The following is a 19,748-nucleotide window of genomic DNA, read 5'->3' as shown; positions in this document are numbered from 1 at the left end:
ATTTTAAGGGTTCTCTGGTGCGGAGGTGACCAGGTTTTGGATCACCTTCATCAGGACTGATTCGACTTCCGGAGCCACCAGACTTGCTCCGGGACTCGACTCATATCCTCCCTGTGAATAAGCGATCTCCGTGCAAATATAACCGGGACCATAATCGCCGTAGGCAGCCATGCAGACGGTTCGCTTGGGCGCAAATTCCTGCGCTTTCAATTGGTATTCAATAAACAACTCTCCCGGAAGATGCAGAATGGACGCTGATTTCAAATGCAGGCAGGTAATCGGGATCTGATGCCCGGCGGCGGCTCTCCGATACCAGACCAGTCGAAACGCGGCTGAGGCGCGCTCTTTCGGAGTCTTTGTTTCATCTTTGACCGTTGCCAATAATTTTTCCGGATCCAGATGGGAAGCGACAGGCAAGGCGGTCATTTCGGTTTTCCAGCTCAGGTCGGCGGAAGTGACTTCTGTTTTATTTTGATGTTCAAATGCGTGCTGCATTGCCTGTTCGACACGCCCGGCCAATATCGGACGCATTTTAGTAGAGCCATCATTATACTTCCCGGCTGCGATATTGCCCGCTGCACCGTTGAAATAAACATTGAGTGTACCCGGTAGTGCTTTATTTCTGGCCTCCCGCGCCATGCCAACAAATTCATAATTGACATCGCCTTTTCCATAATAACTTTGAGGATGTGTGGCATAGTAGTTTAAGACTGCGACCGGGTGATCCTGATTCCAGAAGCAGAGCGAACGCAACACAGGATCGATGACTCCTTCCGGAGCCTTGATCGCCTCTGGAGACTTCGATTTGCTCCATCGCATCAAACGTACTTTGCCATCTCCGCCCAAAAGACGCCGATTCGACGCGACTTTTTCCACTTTTGCTTTGCCAATCCCCAGGTGCGTTACCGTTTGAGGGGCTTTCAAACCCTGAATGATGGCATCTGCGACTTTCTGAATACATTCTTGATTGTACGCATTGTCATAATTTTTGCCTGCAAGTCCCTGTTCTTCCATCAGTTTCCCGGTGGCGAAGTCGAATCGCGGCGCATCATGCTGGTGCAGTGAATGCACGGCGACTCGATCTGCGGTCGTATTTGCAGCCTCGGCCAATTCCTGACGCCAGGTATCATAGCCCGCATTTCCAATTCCGATCGCATCGACCGCACACAAGACAACCGGTCGCTCGTCGGACAAAAGGACAATACCCCTTGCATAGAGTGGCGTGACAATTTTCCTGGCGGGAGCATAGGCGACAGGAACTCCCAGTTCAGGGGTCACGTCGGCATTGAAGGTGACAATTTTCAGCTCGCCTGCTGACAGACATTGATGGGGGCCTGTTACAAAACAGATTCCGGATAGAACGATCAATTGAAGAAAGGAAAGTCGTTTGAAACTGAAATGAGACATGCAGGCGGGCTTCCTGAATCAGAACCGGGAAAAAGATCCAATAGGACAGACAGGATCTGGTAGTAACAACTTTAACTTAAACGGGTTGGGGATCGGAAGCAAGTAAGAAACGCGGGGAGCGTCTTGGGATGTGAGAGGTTTAAAAAGAGAGTTGCTCTATTCAACGGCAGACTGAATTCCCCCTGCTTTCTCAGTTCGAGAACCCGTCGTCAATCGTCTTCTTACTGGGCAAGTGAAATCAGGCCGCCTAATTCTCTGTATTCGATTCAAAGAAATTTTCGTTTTTTTCGCAATTTCACTCGTCTCACTTACGTCCAATCTTCCAGTCAATACGCGAAAAAAACTATACTGTCTTCTATAAACTCTGAATTTGACGCTTTTTACGCGATCGCCCTGTTTGTTGTCTCTTTTCACAAAAGGACAGGAGATCGAATAATGTACAAAAGGTGGGTGATATGCGATACCTGAGATTCACACCTCGATTTATTCTGTTTGGGATAGTAGCTTGCGCCTTGATGGTGGGGCCTCGTTTCTCGTTAGCACAATCAACGGTCGAAGCAGACAAGCCGGCCGCAAGCAAGAATGAGAAATCAGAGGAAAAACAGGATGACTGGGATCGCCTGATCTATGTCCCTTTCAAAAATATCAAGGATGTGTTCGATAAATCGGACGCGACCATTTTTATGCCTTATCTGGAGTATTTAAAACTCTGGTCAGAGTCGGCGGGTCTGGGCAAGGATGGGGGAATTCAGTTTCCCGTGAAAGCGGTTGTCACCAGCGCTGCTTATAAGGGAACCGTTGAAGAAAATGTGGTCCGCATTCAATGTGAGCTGACGATTCAAGTCATGGGCGATCCCTGGGTTGAAGTCCCTCTGCGTTTCGGTGATGCGGCGATTGGAAAAGTGAGTTCGGCGAAGTCCAAAGTCTTTCTACGCGGAACCGGTAATGGGAGCTACTCGCTGTTGCTCTCGGAGAAAGGCGCGCATCAGGTCCAGATCGAATTGCTGACGCGTGTGAAAAACTCTCCCGAAGGGCGCAGTTTTCAATTTGTCTGTCCGACGGTAGGAATTACCACGCTGGAATTAACTATTCCGGAAGCCGACCAGGCAGTAAAAATCACTCCGCAACTGGTCCGACTGCCTGCGACGTCTCCCCCCAAAGCAACCCTTATCAAATCTACGTTGGGAGCCACGGATCAAATCAGTGTGCTCTGGTATCCCCGTGAAAGCACAAAACCGGAAATGGATTTACTCGCCAGTGTTGACAACTCGACGCTGGTTTCAATTCGTGATGGCCTGGTTCATACGCAGACGTCATTAAAGTACGACGTCCTGCGGGGCGATATGCAGGGGGCACGGATCGCTGTGCCACTGAACGACCGCATTCTGGATCTCTCTTCTCCGAACGCCAAAATCAAAAGCTGGAAGGTGGAAAAGGCCGCTGATCGGCAAGTGATCTCGGTCGAATTCCTCAACAAGCTGCAAGATGGTGCTGTAATTCAGGTGCATACGGAAAAAGAGATTCCGGAAGAACCATTTGAGATTCTCGGTTTGACCGATTCCGCTACGCACGGAATTCATGCACTGGACGTCATTCGGGAAAGCGGCCAGATCGCCATTGATCCTGGTGAAAGCATGACATTTTCTGTCACGAGTATGGAAGGCGTCACCCGCAGTGAAGCGACGGGCATACCGGCAAGTATTCAGAGAACCAATGCCGTTTATTATCGATTCTTCAATCCATCAGCAAAGTTACAAATTAGTGTGCAGCCGCTTGAACCTCGGATCTTTGTCAATCAAATGACCGAGTGTTATTTCGGCGAAGATGAAATCAGACTGGGGGCGCAGCTCGACTACGATATTCAGCGGGCAGGTATTTTTTCATTCCAATTGAAAGTTCCCAAGCCACTGCTAATCGACTCGGTCAATGCGATGGGGTTAAAAGAATACAATTTTGATAAGCAATCACGGCTGTTAACCATTTCATTACTGCAAAAGTTTCAGGGAAAGCTGAAACTACATATCCGCGCTCATCAGGATTTCCCCCAAGGGGAACAGGAATCAAAAATCAACATTCCGTTACTGGAACCGACCAGTGTTGAACGGGAAACTGGCAAAGTTGCCATTTATGCACCAGAGTCAATGGAACTGATTATCAATAACCCCGATGTTGTTGGCGCACAGCCTGCCACGAATGCCAGAATAAGGAATTCTGGAAATATGGCACTGGCTTCAGTGTGGGATTACAATCGACGACCAGTGGATATTCCGGTGCAGATTCGAATCAAGCCCACCCGACTTGTCGCAGACGTCTCTACCAGCGTTGATGTCAAAGAGCAGATTGCCGAAGTCACAAGTCAAATTTCCTATCAGGTGCAGTATGCCGGCATTGATACGTTTCGGTTTGCTGTGCCGGAAGTGATTGCCGATCTGATTCAGATTCGTTCTTTATCCGCGGCTCCCGCACCTTCGATCAAGCAGAAAAGCCGTTCTGAACAAGCCGTTGACGGTTGGGTGATCTGGACGGTGACCACGCAACGCAATGTGCAAGGCCCTTATGTCCTGGAAGTACGGTATGACATTACACCAGGTCTGTTAGCATCCGTAACCAAGCCTCCAGAAGATGGTGACGCCGCTGCAGCGACAGAGAAAGCAGCTAAGAAAAAGAAAGAAAAACCCGAAGATGAGTCGGGGGAAGTCGCGCTGCAGAAAATTCGTTTACAGCCTGTGAAAGTACTGGGGCTGGAAAAATCGGATAACAATAAACGCTCTCGCGATGTTCCGCTGTCCCGCGTCTACGGGGAAATTTCGATTCAGAAATCAAAAACACTTTCTGTCTCGACCTCTCAGCTCGATGAGCAACTCGATCCGATTGACATTCGCGAGTTGAAGCTATTACCCCAAGACGGATTTCTGGCGTATCGCTACTTCACTCAGCCTGTCACTCTTGAACTGGCTTCCACGCGACACAAAATTCAGGAAGTCGTTGAGACGATCATTTTGAAATCGTTGGTCGAGGTGGTCGTGAGCAAGGAAGGGCGGTCGACGTATCGTTGCCGCTACTTAATGAAATCCAGCGAACGGCAGCAATTGAAAGTGGCGTTACCAGAAGGCATGGAGCCTTTAAGCGTGACAGTCGCCGGCCAGCCGGTCCCATTGGAAAAAGATGAACAGAGCCAGAGCGAAAAAGGCTGGTCAACCTACTTTGTGAATGTCGCCCGTGACCAGGCTTCCGATCAGACATTTCTGATCAGCCTGTTATTTACGAAATCGGTTCCCCGAATTACCGATTCACCGGGTGGCAATTTAACGCTTCCCTTACCCCGCTTTGGTGGAACTCAGGCAGAAAACGTGGTCGTTCAACAATTGAGAACTGCCATCTGGGTTCCGGAGAAATATACTCTGGTGAGCGTGTCTGACGAATTTGAACCTGAGCACCAACCCTATCTCGCCGGGATCATTCCCAAACGTGGTGGCCGACGGGCTTCTGGCAATGACTTTGATTCCTGGATCGGAAAGTCCGGTGGTTCTCTTGTCGATTTCCCGACGGAGGGCCGTGCGTTTTTATATACGCGATTAGGCGACAGTAATGAAATCAGTGTTTCGTGGTGGAAACTCTCCTTTTACTCCTGGATCTTGAGCGGCGCTCTGGTGCTGATTGCCTGGGTAATGCGAAAACGATGCTGGCAGAATAAGCTGACCCTGCTGATCTTTCTGGTCTTCATTCTAGCGATGTTCTCGTTAACGAATGCCAATATTGTTTTGAACGGTATCTACACCGCACGTTTTGGAATTCTTACCATGCTCGGGCTGTGGCTTATCTATGCATTCTCAGGACTCCGTAATGGAATGTCATCCCATAGACTGTCCGGTTCACTCGATTCCAAAGCCAACAATGAGGGCTCAACAGCGGCAGTGATTCCACCGCCGGGAATTTTTGATGACTTCCTGGGTGATCCCTCGGACAAAAAATAGCCGATCGAGAGCTCAGGCAGCGACAATGTTTTGTGAAATGATTTAGAGACTTACAGTGAGCGACAAACTTCAATGAGGTTCGCCATGATTCAGAATAAAATAAATCGAGCCGTGTCTGGAAGAAACAACGGGCGTCTCCTGGTTCATCGAAACAGCATACCCTTGTGGCTGTTCTCGATACTGAGCTGCTGCTTCTGCCTGACACTCTTCTTTCAGCAGATGACACTGGCAGAGAAACCGGCTACAAAAAAAAGTGCTTCGATGCCTGCCCCGAAGAAATGGCCGAAGACCGCGGTTTATCTTCCCGTCGATCAATTGGATGCATTACTCACCCGCGATCGCAGTGGTGTGCTATTGCCGCGGAAACAGTATGAAGCATTGAAAAAACAGGCTGAGACAATCGCGGGCGGCGTGGAACTTCCTCAGACGAATGCCATTATTTATGCAGCCGACTATCAGGCAAAAGTGGTTGACCATCAGCTAATAATCGAAGCAACCATTTCATTTCGCCAGTTCCAGCAGAAATTGACTGTGATCAATCTCCCCTTGAATGGACTGGCAATTGAATCGGCGACCGTCGATCAAAAACCGGCGATGATTGCACGTTCGTCAGGGAAAACTCAGGTTCTTCAGTTGTTCAATCAACGGCCAGGTGAACACCAATTGAAATTGCAAATGTCGGCGGCACTCAATTCCGTAGGCAGCGATCAGGTCTCGCAATTCCAGCTACTGCCTCAAGTCGCCAGTAGCCTCAAGATGGAAATCCCCGCCAGCCAGCATCTGGTTGTCAACGATCTTAAAGTGAAATCGTCTACCCCAGATGGGCAGAAAGGCGTTTATGAATTTCCTATCGGCGGTGAAGCCCGCGTCAGTTTAAAGATCACCGAGCAGGCTCGCGAACAGACCAATGATTCCCTGATCTTTGCCCGCAGTGGCATTGGCGTTTCAGTGAATCCGGGGAAAGTAGCCTGGCAGGCACAAACCGCACTCAATATTTATGGTCAGGCGCTGGATCGAATCGTTCTCAGCGTGCCTCAGTCTCTGGAAATTGTCAGTGTAGAATCGACGGGCCTGGAATCGTGGGTGCTGAATGACAGTATGCAGGATCGAAGTCGGACTGAAATTACCCTGAATTATCGGCAGCCTATCGAAGGGGAACGACAGATTATCTGCCGTGGCGTGATGACAACCGAAACAGAGAAGTCTTGGAAAGTCCCCGATCTCACAATCGAAAAGGTCAACTCGCATGTCGGTTCTGTATTGATTCGCTATCCACTGGGTGTGCGGCTGCAGGTGGAACGAACCAATAACGTCAGACGCAAAGAACTGGCACAGCCGATCACGCGTAAAGGTTCTCCCGAACGTAGTTTGAAGAATCCCGGTCTGGATTTTGATTTCTGGCAGCAGAAATTTAACATCACACTGATGACTCAGGAAAAACGCTCTGAAGTTCAGATGGCGGCTTCGACCGTGGTCAACATCAATGAACAGGGGATGGATTTGCAGCTCGTCACAACAGTGGAAAGTTTGTTTGCACCGCTGTTTGAGTTTCAGATGAAAGTTCCCGCCGAGTGGACCATTCTGGGAGCAACACTGCAAAACCAGCCTGTCGTCTGGAAAGAATCGTCACGAGAAGCAGGCATCAAATTAATTCGACTGCCTTTCTCCAAAGCACTACCCGCTAATACTGAAGCCAAGGTCGTCGTCATTGCACATCGCGACTTGGAAAACTGGCCCCCGGATGCGGACAGTCTGTTGCTCGAACTGCCTAAAATTGAATTACCACAGGCGAAAATCCTCGAAGGTTCATTGGTCATTAATGCGGATAAAGACTGGGATCTGGTTCCCAGCAGTTTAACAAATCTGGAACCGATGCAGGAACGCATTCCCAATATGCGGTTTGGGTATCAGTATCAGGATAATAATTATGCGGGCAGTCTAACGGTGTCACGCAAGCCATTACAGTTAGCGGCCCATCATTTGCAATATGTACGCCTCGATCCGACGACTCTGTTTTCACATTTTGAAGCGACACTAAATGTAGAGCGAGGCAGTTATCGCTCCTTAATGGTGGCGCTCCCGGAAAGCGTAGGAACAGACTTACAATTCCGCCTGATCAAAACGGCTGGCAAGATTATTGAACAGGTGGCTGATGAACCGCAAAACGGTGTCCGCGTCTGGACATTGAAAATGGATCGACGTTTAAGTGGAAAACAGATCCTGGTGGTGACGGTCGAACAGCCTCGAAAAAAGGGAGAAGTCGTCAAGATTCCTCAATTGCAGATCATGTCCGCCGATCGCCAGTATGGCGAGGTGGCATTTGAAGCAGAAGGGGATCAGCGTTTGAAAATTCAAGCGACCGGCTTGCGAGGTCAATCGCTAACCGCCATTGATGCCGCCGAATTACCGATGCCAATTGCTTATCAACCACGCGAACGAATCGTGGCCGCTTACCGATTTGTCGGAGTCGGACACGAGATTCAAGCGGAAGCGACCCGCTTTGATCAGACAGCGGTTCCCACAGCAATCGCACAACAGTTGAGTCTCAAAAGTGTGCTGGGACATGCCGGCGAAGTGCAGAATGAAGTGCTGCTCTCCTTTTCCGCGGTGGGGATTCAATCTCTGCAGGTCGTCTTGCCCGATCAAGGCGAATTACTGTCTGCGCTGGTGAATGGGACTCCGGTGGAAGTCCGCAACACCGGCGAGGCGTTTATCGTTCCGATTTCGTCCGACACACAGTCTGACGGCAGCCACACGTTGAAATTATTGTATGATGCGAACCGCGCGCCGGTTCATGAAGCGAAACAGTTTTCACAAACGCCACCACAGTTGGCAGTCATCGATGGTACCGGCAAGATTCAGCCTTTGATAATCCTGAACCAGTCCTGGACGATTCTATATCCCAATGAACTGTTAATTACTGAAAGTTCGGGAGACTTTGTGCCGGATCAACCTTTAATGCGACCGGGGATGATTGAATATCTGCGTCAGCATCTCGCGGTGCTTTCTCTGGGCGATATTATCTGGAGAGTCATTTGTGTCTGTTTTGTTGCCGCGATCATTGCCATTGGTGCGTACTCATTTCGCAAAAGAGGCATCTCGTCTGCCGTCTCACTGATTGCCGGATTTATTATTCTCTGCGTGCTATTTGCTTTAATGCTGCCCGCAGTCCAGCTGTCGCATGAAGCCGTCCAACCTTTGCCGTCACGAAACGAGCTCAGCTATAGAGATATGAGCGCGGTGCCTGGTAAGTCTCTCGAGCCAACGAGTAACAGACAGGCGACGCCGCAATTGCGAGAATTTGTAGAGCCTGAGTCGGCGCCAAAGCCTTCCGCTAAAAATGCAGGAACTGTAGAATCCCCTTTACTTGTCGGCCCAGAAGATCTTGCTAATAGGAAGTTAATTACAAAATCCAAACGGCGAATTGAAGGAGGGGCGGTCTTTGAAAAATCACAGCAGGATAATCCCTTTTCTTCCAATACAAAATCCGGCGAAACGGTATTCCAAGGAATGGCCGCTGGTGCTGAACCAGCAACACCCATACCTGCCAGAGCATTGGGGGGACGGTTGTCGGTTGAGGCACCGCTACCCGAACCCGAAGGATTTCGGTCGCTGGCATTTCAATATTATGGGGAACCGCAGCAAAAACCTTTGGCGCTGACCGTTTCCTTACTACAGCGACAGCGGAGTCAGCGAATTTATCTGACGGTCATCGCAGGCGTTCTCTGGCTATGTTGGCTGTTGCGGGGGATTTCCTGCTTGCGAAAACTGCTCGTCAGCATCGTTGGAATTCTGGTGCCAGTTGCCTGCAGCGCTCTGTTCCCGGTCTGGTCTCAAGAGATTCTGGATGGCATCTTTACCGGGACCATCCTAGCCGTCTGCTTCTGGGGATTAGACTGGCTTGTGCGGCAGCTTCGATCTGAGATGAAAGAATTACTGAGTCGAGTAGACAAAACGAAGGCCACCACTGCATCATTGATTCTACTGGGAACGTTGATGAGTGACCCTGCAGTGAGTGTTGCACAGCAGAAACCAGTTGTCAGTCCACGATCGCCTCAGAATCTAGTCGTTCCTTATGAAGCGGGTACGGACCCGTTAAGTTCACAACGAATCTTTCTGTCACGTGAAGAATTCAAAAAACTCTGGAATGCCGCGCATCCCGAACAGCCAGTGGATCAGGCAGCCACATCTGTGGGAGCCGTCAGTCAGGCGCTGTATGCTGCCCAAATCAAACCAGGCGCAGAAGCCGGGCAGGCTGTCGTGCATGTGACGGGCCGTCTGGTGATTCACACCATTGGCAAACAGCCGGTCACACTGCCTTTACCATTAGGAGCCACGGCGATCAGCAGTGCGCTCTTAGATGGAAAGTCGGCCATGTTGTTGGCGCATCCATCCATTAAACAAAAAAAGGCGACCGAACATTTTTATTCACTCGTAATTTCGGAACCAGGCCTGCATTTACTGGACCTCGAATTTGATCTCCCCGCGCAGCAGACGGGTCCCGCAGGCAGCTTTCGTATCGATTTAAAGCCCGTTGCCAGCGGGCGATTGACGCTGGAACTTCCGAATAAGGACTCCCAGCTGAGTGTGACCGGAACCAAAGCCTCTTATCGTAAGCAGACCGCTGGCGAGAAAGCAACGCTTGAACTTCCCGTGGATCAGGGGGGCGAGATTCAAATCGCCTGGAGACCGGCAGAAGAACGCGGCGCGATTCAGGGAATCGTGCATTGTCAGTCAACACAGGCGACGATCATTCAAGATGCCGGCATGGAACTGCAGAGCACACATCAATACCGCATCCGACAGGGGCAAATCAATCAGGCCAGTCTGAAGATCTCAGAAGATTTACGGATTCAATCGATCACTGGCCCTGATATAGGGGGCTGGGAGATTGTCGGCACCGGTGAAGCACGCCGCATCAAGATCTTTTTAAGACGTGATGTAAAAGAGACAACGACAGTCAACGTGGTCGCCTTCCAACCCTTGTCAATTGGTAAACAAGCGCGGGCCGTTAATCTGCCTCAAGTTGTGCCCGAAGAGATCACCAATGAAACGGGGACGGTGGGCGTGTATGCCGAGTCTCAGTTTCAGGTTCGTCCAGCTGAAATCGCAGGAGCGATCCAGATTGATACCGGGCAATTTCGAAATCCGGCAACGTCTTCCCCGATAGTCAACATTGCCGGACAGAAGCTGAATCCACAGTGGGCTTATCGATTTTCTCGGCGGCCTTTGACGTTGCGATTTTCCGTTTCGCGACGGCAACCGGAAAAACAGGCGATTGCAGAGCATGCGGTGTTAGTTTCCCCGCGAAAGACGAGTCTTTCCAGCCGGATTCGATATCAGTTGAAGGGAATTCCCGAATCCACATTTGTGATGGAACTGCCGGAAGATTATCTGGTACTAAACGTCAACGCCGAAGGTCTGGATGACTGGTATATTATCGAGCAGAATGCCGATGATATGCGAGTGTTGGTTTTTGAATTTAAAGAATTGAAAACCAATCAGGTAGAAATTGTGTTTGAAGGGGTCATTCCTCGCGATGCAAATCAAGCGGAAGCGGAAGTCATGATGCCCACGCCGCTCGAAGTGTCGTCCGTTCGCAGCGATCTTGCGATCTGGTGTGATGAATCTTTAGTGGCCCGCGCACCGGAATTAAAAGACTGGCGTTCGATTTCCGCCACTGATTTATCAGCCGAACTGAAAGCACAACAAAGCCGTCTGCCACAATTCGCATTTCGTTCGACGGCGGAGTTGCCTGAGTGGATTAAACTGGCACTGACTCCGGCGCAGCCGGGCATTACAGCGAATTCCCTGGTGATGACCACGGTGGGCAATGTTTCGGTGAGTCATACGGTAGCGATTCGCTGGTCGATTCAGGGGGCTGCGACGAGCGTCTTGTCGTTCACCACTCCCGCCTGGTTAGGCGAGCATCTTGATTTTCGCGGCACAGCGATCCGCCAGGTGGATAAACGCGTGATCGGCGGCTCTGTCGTACAATGGACCATTTACTTACAAGATTCAGTCGAAGGGGCTTACTTCATCACCGCTGATGCGACATTATCCCCTCCGGCTTCCGGTCAAATTGAAATTCCGCAGGTTCGTGTTATGGATACCAGTGCCAAAGTAGATCCACAGACAACCGAACTGGAAACACAACAGCATTTTCTGATGCTGGTTAATCACTCGTGGGCCCGCCTGTCTTTAATGAATCAAGACAGTCTGATTTCGGTTGATCGTCAGGAAGTACCTTTAGTCATCAATGACTCCCTGGCGAATCAGGCGATGGAATTGGCGCGGATCATCCCCAACGGCAAACCGCCGCTGTATCAGATTCAACAGTTTCAAGCCGATCAGGGCGCTGCGGCCGCCGTCAACATGGCAGAACTCACGACGGTCCTGGCCCATGATGGAAGCTGGAAGACCCATGCCGACTATCGAATCCGAAATCGTTCGCGACAGTTTCTGGCCGTGCGACTTCCTGAAAATACACAGGTATTGAGCGCATTCGTGAAAGGGGTACCGACGGCTCCCGTATTGTTAAAAGGGGATGCGAAACAAACAGAAACAGACTCTGCGATTTATCTACTGGCACTGCCGAAAGCCAGTGCGGCGGACCTCTCGTTCTCAGTGAATTTGATTCTCTCAGGCCGGTTACCTGCCCCCTTGCCTCAAGGAGCCTTTCGTTGGCAGTCAGCGACAATTGATTTACAGCCGCCGCAAATTGTGGTTCCCGCTGAAGATCCAGAATATGGAATTCCCGTTGCGCAAACGAAGTGGTCAGTTTATGTTCCTGATGAATTTACAGCGACCGCACTGCTGGATGATCCACGCACGAATATGACGCCGGTTCTAACGCCGGTCGATTCGTTGAAAAGTTATATGACTACTGATGACGTTTCGGTGACGAGTATGGCCAAAGATGTCGAGAACTTGTATTCAGTTTATAGCGGCAGCAAAAGTGATCGTATTCGCAGCCGGGTCGTTGATAATCTGAAAAAGCTAGAACTCGAACTAGATCAAAATTCGACCCTGAATTCTGGACAGCAGGGACAACGGATCAAACAACAGATCGGTGAGATTCAACAGAGAGAGAAACAACGCCAGTCACAACAGAAGAAACTACTCAGCTACTCCGGAGATAAGAGTAAGAATGGCGTGGCGGACTTTGATTCAGAAGAGACATTTAACCAGCTCGTCATCGGTAACAGTGCGACGTTATTCGACGCGAATCGTCCTGCGTATCAACAAGAGAGTCGAAACAGCCCCGCCAAACCGCAGTCAGGCACAGTTCGCACCGTACCAGATTCGAAGTCTCAACTGAAAGGGTTCTTTTACAGCAAAGAGTCTGATAAAAAGGTGGGCCAAAAGCGAAAAGGCGTTCAGCCCCAAGCTGCTGACAGCCGCGCTCTGAGAAGAAAACAAAGCTTCCTGAATGCGAACGAACAGATTCAGTCTCAAGTGGAAATGCAACAGCAGGCAACAATGCCGAATGCTGCCCCCACAATCACTTTCAATGATCGTATTAGTTCTGAAAAACTACCTCTGATGCCCCCGAGAGATAATTATAGACCCGAATTTAAACGAAATCGTTCAAAACAAGAGGCTCTCGGAACAGATATGCCAACGCAAGTTCCTAATATTCCTCTTGGAGGACCAGCCAGTCTTAAATCACACACAATCCGTAATCGTGCTTCTGGAACATTCTCTACTCCAGTAGATTCAGTCATTGTGGATGGAGAGGTTGCCAGTCAAGGACAACAAACCGCTTGGACTCAAGCGGGGGGCATTTCGCTGAACTTTGATATTCCGTTGCATGGTCACAAGTTGGTGTTTACCAAAATCAATGGTCAACCCAAATTGGCATTAAGCGTGCGACCGGAAAACACCTATGAGTTTGGCGGAGCGCTGCTTTGGACGGTTAGCTGGGCCCTGATTATGCTCGGTTTGATCTGGTGCGTGTCCCGTAATCTGCAATCCGCTTTGGCCCAGAAAGGACTGGGGATGCTCCTGACGCTGGTTGGTTTAACAGGCTGGTTATTGCTTTCGGGAATGATTGCCGGGCTAGCGATTTGTTGTTTCATTGTCGGTGCCATTTTTCTGGCTTATCTGTATGTGAAGCAAGCAGCTTGAAATCCATTGTCATTCTGTAGTATCTTGCAGGCGTCATTTTCAAGTTAACTTCTTCCTCCAATCCTCAGAGGCTATCATGGCAACGAAGATCACCTGGCTGGGACATTCTACCTACCAAATTGAAACCGCCGGTAAAACGATTCTCCTGGACCCGTTTCTGACTGGGAATCCTAGTGCCACGATCTCTGCGAATGAAGCTTCCGCAGATGTGATTATCGTCAGCCATGGTCACGGCGACCATGTTGGGGATACAGTCGATATTGCTAAACACACGAATGCCCTGGTGATTGCTAATTTTGAAATCATCGACTGGATGGGTAAGCAGGGCATCGAAAACGTGCATCCACAGCATATTGGCGGCGCGCATGAATACGAATTTGGAACGGTCAAACTCACGATTGCCCATCATGGTTCCATGCTGCCGGATGGAAGTAACGGGGGCAGTCCTTGCGGGATTCTGTTGAAATTAAACGACGGAACGATTTACTTCGCCGCAGATACGGGCCTGTTTTACGACATGACTTTGATCGGTGAAGAAGGGGTGGATCTGGCAATCTTACCCATTGGTGATAATTTCACGATGGGGCCGGAAGACTCTGTCCGGGCGACAAAGATGATTGCTCCCAAACGGGTGATGCCGATGCACTATAATACCTGGCCGTTGATTGAGCAGGACGCCGCCGCGTGGGCAGAACAAATCCGAGCGAGGACAGAGGCAGATCCTATCGTGTTGGAGCCGGGCGAGTCCTGTCAGCTCTGAGGCTCGCTCGATTCGGTTTCTTCTGCAGGGAGTTCGAGACCGACCTGGATCTCGTCTCCTTCAATACGAAGCGGATACACAGGAACGTGCAGCTTGGCTTTGGGATTATCGAGCCAGGTGCCATCTTTGATGCAGAAACGCCAGGCATGCCAGGGACAGGTGACAGCGCCTTCATCATCGACGTATCCTGTCGAGAGCGGCGCTCCCTGGTGCGGGCAGAAATCGTTGATGGCGGTATACACTCCCTGTTTCAGAAAAACGGCAATCATCAGTCCTTCAATATGAAACGCACGTCCTTCCCCTTCAGGAATTTCTCCCACCTTGGCAATCGTATGGTATGTGATCACAAAAACGCTTTCGTAGTTTAATCTTTAGAATGTCCGGGTTGGGCTGCTTGACGAATTTCCGATAGCTGACGGATTAGATCGCCCATTTGATGACGATCGATTTTTTCTGATTTGGTATGTTTGGCTGCCTGTTTCAGGAACGATTTAATTTGTTGCGGATCTTTTTTCATCCGTCGGGCGATGGGATCAATCACACGATGCTCTTCTCCCCGAAAGTTCCTGAGATGCAATTGAGTAAATAACTGTTTGACATATGCGTAGAGCAAAAACCGTCCATTCCCTTTTTTATAGTGCAGATTCCCGACATTGTCTGTGTGAGAAACGATGTTGTGCCGGGGGAGAATATGAGAGGAAAGGATCGGGCCAAATCGGGTACTCCGCCACCAGCCAAAGATTAACAGGGTAATCAACAGTTGAATGGTTAAAGGCCTGAAAGTCGGGTCGATTAATAAAGCGACTACTTTTGAGGTCCCCGAGGCATTCAATGCTTCATCAACAACCACATAGTCGGCTGCTCCCGCGGCTTCAATCAATCGATACGCGGGAACGCTCCCACCATCAACCATGGATTGATTGGAAAAGAGTTCAGACGAAGCGGCGACGACAATCTCACCAATGCCGTGTCGCAGCTTTACTGCTTGTTTTGTTTCTCCCGCCGAAATGAGTGTCTCTCCGGTTGGGGATTCGACCTGTGCGTTGGTCTCCCAGATAATGGAAGGGGCATCAGAAAAGACGGTCGTGGCCTGACTTTCCAGCAGGCCGTGTACCTCGTTTTGTGAGAATGAAAGCCGCGCTTCATTCATTTTTTCAGATTTCGCACGCGGGATATTCTCACGCTCGGTTTCATCGAGGTAGCTGACTCTGATATCTAACGGTACGATTTCAAATTCCGGATGCTCGTGATTCGCAGCTATGACCAGGCGGCCTCCTTCTTCCACCCAGGCAAGTAGCGATGCCCATTCGAGTGGACTGGGATACCGGGCCGGCCCCAGGAGACAAAGTGTTTCATCATAATCCAGTGATTGAATCAATACGTTTAATGGAACACGGTTTCGTTCCGCGCCAAATGTTTCCGTTTCGAGCAACAGGTAAAACGCTTTTTTGCCACTGGCAGACGAACTATAGGAATCGTCCATCGCGCCGGTTCCCAACTCTGGAAACCAGAGGTGGAGCGGTAGTAAGAGACACAGAAAAAACAGCCAGACCCAGCCGGCGTTTCTGCGTTCACGCTTTTTTCTGGAAGGCTGATTCATAATATTGGAGCGTACTTTCAAAGTGTTCTCTGGTGGCTTCGCGACGTCCGAACCCCAGCGGTTCATAGGTGCGAATGATCTGGCGAAATGAATCGCCGGGCAAACCGTGTGGCCGCGCGGCACGGAGGTAATCGCGATAGGTTAAGCCTTTTCGAAAACGAATCCAGCCGGCGCGTTCAATAAAGCTCATTGAGCCATAGATCAATTGAATGATTGCATTGTGATAGTCACCGGTCTGAGCAATGGTTTTTGCGCGTTCCAGGTAGATTGAGACCTCGCGTTCAGCCGGTGAAACAATCTGTTCGAATGTGACTTCTCCCTGTAAGTGCCGGCTGTCGGACTCGTCTTTTATTTTACGCGAGTACTTATAACCGGTCAGGGCTCGGTAGAGTAAATACAGAATCAAACCGCAGGCACAGATGACGGCGGTATAAGACAAGAACAGAATGACAGAGCCGGCAATTCCGGCCAAAAACTGGGGGACCTGAGGGGGTTCTGCCGGGTCCTGATCTTTGAGTAGATCCTTTAGATCAAAGGGGGCATCGCCGGAAATTTGTCGCTCCCGTGTCAGGTGACGAAACTCCGGGCGGTTCAGGATTTGTTTTGTATCCTGTTCGATCATTACCTGATCGGGTGAAGACAGATCAATCGAGTCGTTCTCGGTCGTTTGTGAAAATGCGGTCGCTGTGATCAGCGACAGACAGGCAGTTACAAACAGCATGTGACTTCCCAAAAGACGGACTGTCTGATGAGATCCAGGGCGCATCATAAGGTGGTCCCCCGGGAATGCAGATCCTGCGCCACTTCAGCCATCCTTAGTTCCATATTCCAGCAGTCAAGACGGACGCGCAGATCGATATAAGTAAAGAACCAGGCCAGGCGGCCGATGGGATAAACAAGTAGAATAAAGCCGGTCAACACTGATAAAACTCGTGGATCCGTTGTCATCAGTAGTAGAATATTAGTCAGAGACTGATCTATGGTATCCGCATCAAAAAAATACGGAATTTGCCCGATTAGAATCGGGAAATCGAACAATTTATAGGAAAGATAATCGAATGTAATAAACAGTACCAACGTCACGACATAGCAGAAAAATAAAGTCCAGAACCCACGTGCAAAGAGTCCGCCGAAATCATGTGAAACCAGGTCTTTGGTACGATGATCGTGAGAGGTTCCTTCCTGCGAAGCGACACCGGCAAAACTGAGAGAAGCCTGTTCTGCACGAAACCCATTTCGCAAGGCCAACCAGATGCCGGGGAAGAAGAGAAAGATAAATCCCAGTAGAATGAGGAAATTGCCAGAGAATAAAATCAACGCCGGGCCAATAAAGAGAAGCGCACGATCAAATAGACAGCGCAGCATTAACGGAATCAGTTTCGGATTGAATTGACTCTTGAGACTTCTGAATCCCTGAGCATTGCCAAAAGTAAATAAAGCAGTATTCCAAGTAAGAAGTACTCCCAGCGGCGAAGACACAAAGTACGCCACGGTGATTGCCGTTCTGATATCCACCAGAAAATAATAACTGAGCAGATAAACCAGCGTGCAGGCCGGGACAGCGAATAACGCCCAGAGTTTCAGAATCGGGATGAGAAAGCGACCATAAAACATGATCGCCAGATCCACACAATTGAGGCCCTTCCGAGGGACGAGCGCAATATTGACATGCTCAAATCTCATGCCTGCCCCTTGTTACTGATCCGCTTGGGTTGAGAATTTGATTGCAGTCCTGCAAATCCCAGATAAATAAACACGATCAACCAGAGCCCGCTGCCAACAACATATTTCACGCTATTCGGGATATCGGAAGAAGGGGACCAGAATGCTTCAATGAACGCCGCGATCACCAGCATGACGGCGGCTCCTCCGGCGATCTGCACTGCTTCGAGGCCACGTACCTGCAACGATTGAAACCGGGTTCTCTGACCGGGATGAATCAAGGCATTTCCCAGCATCAACCCCGCACCTCCCGCTACGGCGATCGCCGTCAATTCAAACGAGCCATGCGAAATCACAAAGCTCAAAAAACGTTCCCCATTCCCTTGGCTGACAATATAGCCGGAAACGGCTCCTAGATAGATCCCATTAAATAACAGCGTATAAACGGTGCCAATCCCCAATAATATCCCCAGTGCAAAACACTTCAATGCGATGCCCACATTATGGTTGATATAAAATCCGGCCATTGAAGCGCGCTGGTCTCCATAGTTACCGAGCGGTAGTTCTTCAGTCTCGTCTGATTCCGGTTCATCCTCGGTTGTTTTTTCTTCGTCTGTATTGAGAGCACTATCTTCTCCATACATCTGATCGAATTGCGACATCATTTCCTCTGGAATGACTCTGTTTGCGAGACTCGGATTATTCTGAACCACACACCAGCTGATTCCCAAAGGGAGAAAAAACAACAGGCACGCTGTAATAAAATAACCAATATTGGCGCGAAAGAGCCGAGGGAATTCAAACGCCAGATAGTGATACACGCTGGCAAGATTTGCGGGAGGCGCGCTGTAAAACATGTTATGACCGCGGGCGACCAGATCATTCAAATAGGAAACCAGCTCCTGGCCCCAGCCCCGTGATCGAATGGTGGCTAAATCATGCGAGACTTCACGCAACAGCTGTGAAAAATTCGCAATTTCTTTCGCGGGTAGTTTTGATATCGATTTTCTTGAGGCATTCGCAAGTAGTGCTTCAAATCGTTTCCAGTGAGGTCGCCGCTCTTGAATAAATTTGTGCTTATTCATGTTTCAGATCCGCAGAGAACCCCTGGCCATGATAGACGTCGACGGCTTCCTGTTCTTCTTCCTCTTTCGCAAAACTGAATGTCTTATAGACGGCCGCCAAAAATGCCATCGGATAATGAGTCACTTTTTTTGGGTCACCCGAATAATTCAATCGTTCCGCCAGACTCTGGGCCAGGATTGCCGCCAATGCATGACCACGATCATAAGTAAGAACGTGCCTGCGGCCAATAAATTCATCAATCAGCGAGAGGACTTCATCGCGAGGCAGAAAGCTGCCGATTTCATTTTTATTCAGTGGTTGAATTTTATCGAGGATGACTGGTTTTCTCGGCAGTGTCACCGAACGTTCCTGGATCACGACTGTTCCCGCCACGAGATCCCCCAGGCGTTGAAACCGTCGCGTCAGCAACATGCTTGTGATGCCGATGCCATAAAAGACAATCGCATCTGCACTGCGGACAAGGTTTCGTAATAAAGCAGGCCAGAACGTAATCGGATAACCTTCATCGCGAATCACGCGCAAACCACAGAAATGTTTACCGATGGACTGGCCTTTAAAGAAACCTTCGGAAATCGTGTAGTAGCCCCAGGTATTCAAGAACATCAAAACCAGCATGATCCCCACCGCTGTTCCTGGTAACACAATTCCCACCATGGGAGTGACGACCATCATGCCAAACACCATCAGCACGCGGATTACCAGATCGATCATATACGCAATATAGCGTTGCGCCGGCCCAGCGAGTTGATAGGTCAGAATCACATTTTCTGGTGTCTCGATCTGCATCTCCAGCCCAAAGACTTTGTTCTGTTGTGAATAGTCCTGCTGTCGAATGTCAGCGGCGGCGTTGGATGTTGCAATAGTCGTCATTGTCGAAGTCTTGAAACACAGATGTTGAATTAAGGTTTCGGGGAAGAAAGTCCTGAAAGAACCCCCTTAAAGTACAGTGATTATAGACCAGAGTCAGTGGTGTTATCTATACACACGCGTTTTTTTATGAAATCTCCATTTCACTGTATTCTAACCTGTGCGCGTCTGGATATAATTGGCCTGTACCCGCCGGAAAATCATATGGAGTATCATCCAGGCTGAGCGATGTCGATTCGGTTGCCGTTTCCGATAGAAACGC

At 49.7% G+C, this 19,748-nt stretch carries 10 protein-coding genes; 3 read left to right on the top strand and 7 right to left on the bottom strand.

What is annotated here, in order from left to right:
- Positions 1-3: 3 nt before the first annotated feature.
- A complete protein-coding gene (locus tag AAC022_RS15700) occupies positions 4-1,407 on the bottom strand; it encodes a hypothetical protein (RefSeq protein ID WP_339732429.1) in 1,404 nt (467 codons plus the stop codon).
- 455 nt (positions 1,408-1,862) lie between these two features.
- Between AAC022_RS15700 and AAC022_RS15695 the strand changes: the two genes are divergently transcribed.
- The 3 genes from AAC022_RS15695 to AAC022_RS15685 all read left to right on the top strand — a co-directional run bounded on the left by AAC022_RS15695 (position 1,863) and on the right by AAC022_RS15685 (position 14,271).
- Complete coding sequence (locus AAC022_RS15695; protein WP_339732427.1) at positions 1,863-5,381, top strand: hypothetical protein; 3,519 nt, start codon at positions 1,863-1,865, stop codon at positions 5,379-5,381.
- Between the two features lie 84 nt (positions 5,382-5,465).
- A complete protein-coding gene (locus AAC022_RS15690; RefSeq protein ID WP_339732425.1) occupies positions 5,466-13,511 on the top strand; it encodes a hypothetical protein in 8,046 nt (2,681 codons plus the stop codon).
- Positions 13,512-13,587: 76 nt separating this feature from the next.
- Complete coding sequence (locus tag AAC022_RS15685) at positions 13,588-14,271, top strand: metal-dependent hydrolase (RefSeq protein WP_339732423.1); 684 nt, start codon at positions 13,588-13,590, stop codon at positions 14,269-14,271.
- On the opposite strand, the gene AAC022_RS15680 is transcribed toward AAC022_RS15685, so the two are convergent.
- Genes AAC022_RS15680 through AAC022_RS15655 form a run of 6 tightly spaced genes read right to left on the bottom strand, consistent with a single transcriptional unit; the run spans position 14,262 to position 19,489 of the window.
- A complete protein-coding gene (locus AAC022_RS15680) occupies positions 14,262-14,618 on the bottom strand; it encodes a Rieske (2Fe-2S) protein (protein WP_339732421.1) in 357 nt (118 codons plus the stop codon). The genes AAC022_RS15685 and AAC022_RS15680 overlap by 10 nt on opposite strands.
- Before the next feature lie 17 nt (positions 14,619-14,635).
- The gene (locus AAC022_RS15675; RefSeq protein WP_339732419.1) at positions 14,636-15,871 is read right to left on the bottom strand and encodes a DUF4350 domain-containing protein; all 1,236 of its coding nucleotides are present in this window, start codon (positions 15,869-15,871) and stop codon (positions 14,636-14,638) included.
- Complete coding sequence (locus AAC022_RS15670) at positions 15,843-16,592, bottom strand: DUF4129 domain-containing protein (RefSeq protein WP_339732417.1); 750 nt, start codon at positions 16,590-16,592, stop codon at positions 15,843-15,845. Before AAC022_RS15670 ends, AAC022_RS15675 begins: the two co-directional genes overlap by 29 nt.
- A gap of 44 nt (positions 16,593-16,636) precedes the next feature.
- The gene (locus tag AAC022_RS15665) at positions 16,637-17,554 is read right to left on the bottom strand and encodes a hypothetical protein (RefSeq protein ID WP_339732415.1); all 918 of its coding nucleotides are present in this window, start codon (positions 17,552-17,554) and stop codon (positions 16,637-16,639) included.
- A complete protein-coding gene (locus tag AAC022_RS15660) occupies positions 17,551-18,618 on the bottom strand; it encodes a stage II sporulation protein M (protein ID WP_339732414.1) in 1,068 nt (355 codons plus the stop codon). Before AAC022_RS15660 ends, AAC022_RS15665 begins: the two co-directional genes overlap by 4 nt.
- Positions 18,611-19,489, bottom strand: a complete 879-nt coding sequence (locus AAC022_RS15655; RefSeq protein ID WP_339732412.1) for an RDD family protein — start codon at positions 19,487-19,489, stop codon at positions 18,611-18,613. The genes AAC022_RS15660 and AAC022_RS15655 overlap by 8 nt, the downstream gene beginning before the upstream one ends.
- Positions 19,490-19,748: the final 259 nt, after the last annotated feature.

This window comes from uncultured Gimesia sp., assembly GCF_963976445.1.
Taxonomy (GTDB): Bacteria; Planctomycetota; Planctomycetia; order Planctomycetales; family Planctomycetaceae; genus Gimesia.
The sequence above is the reverse complement of the archived record's forward strand: the minus strand, read 5'-3'. Positions and strand labels throughout refer to the sequence as shown.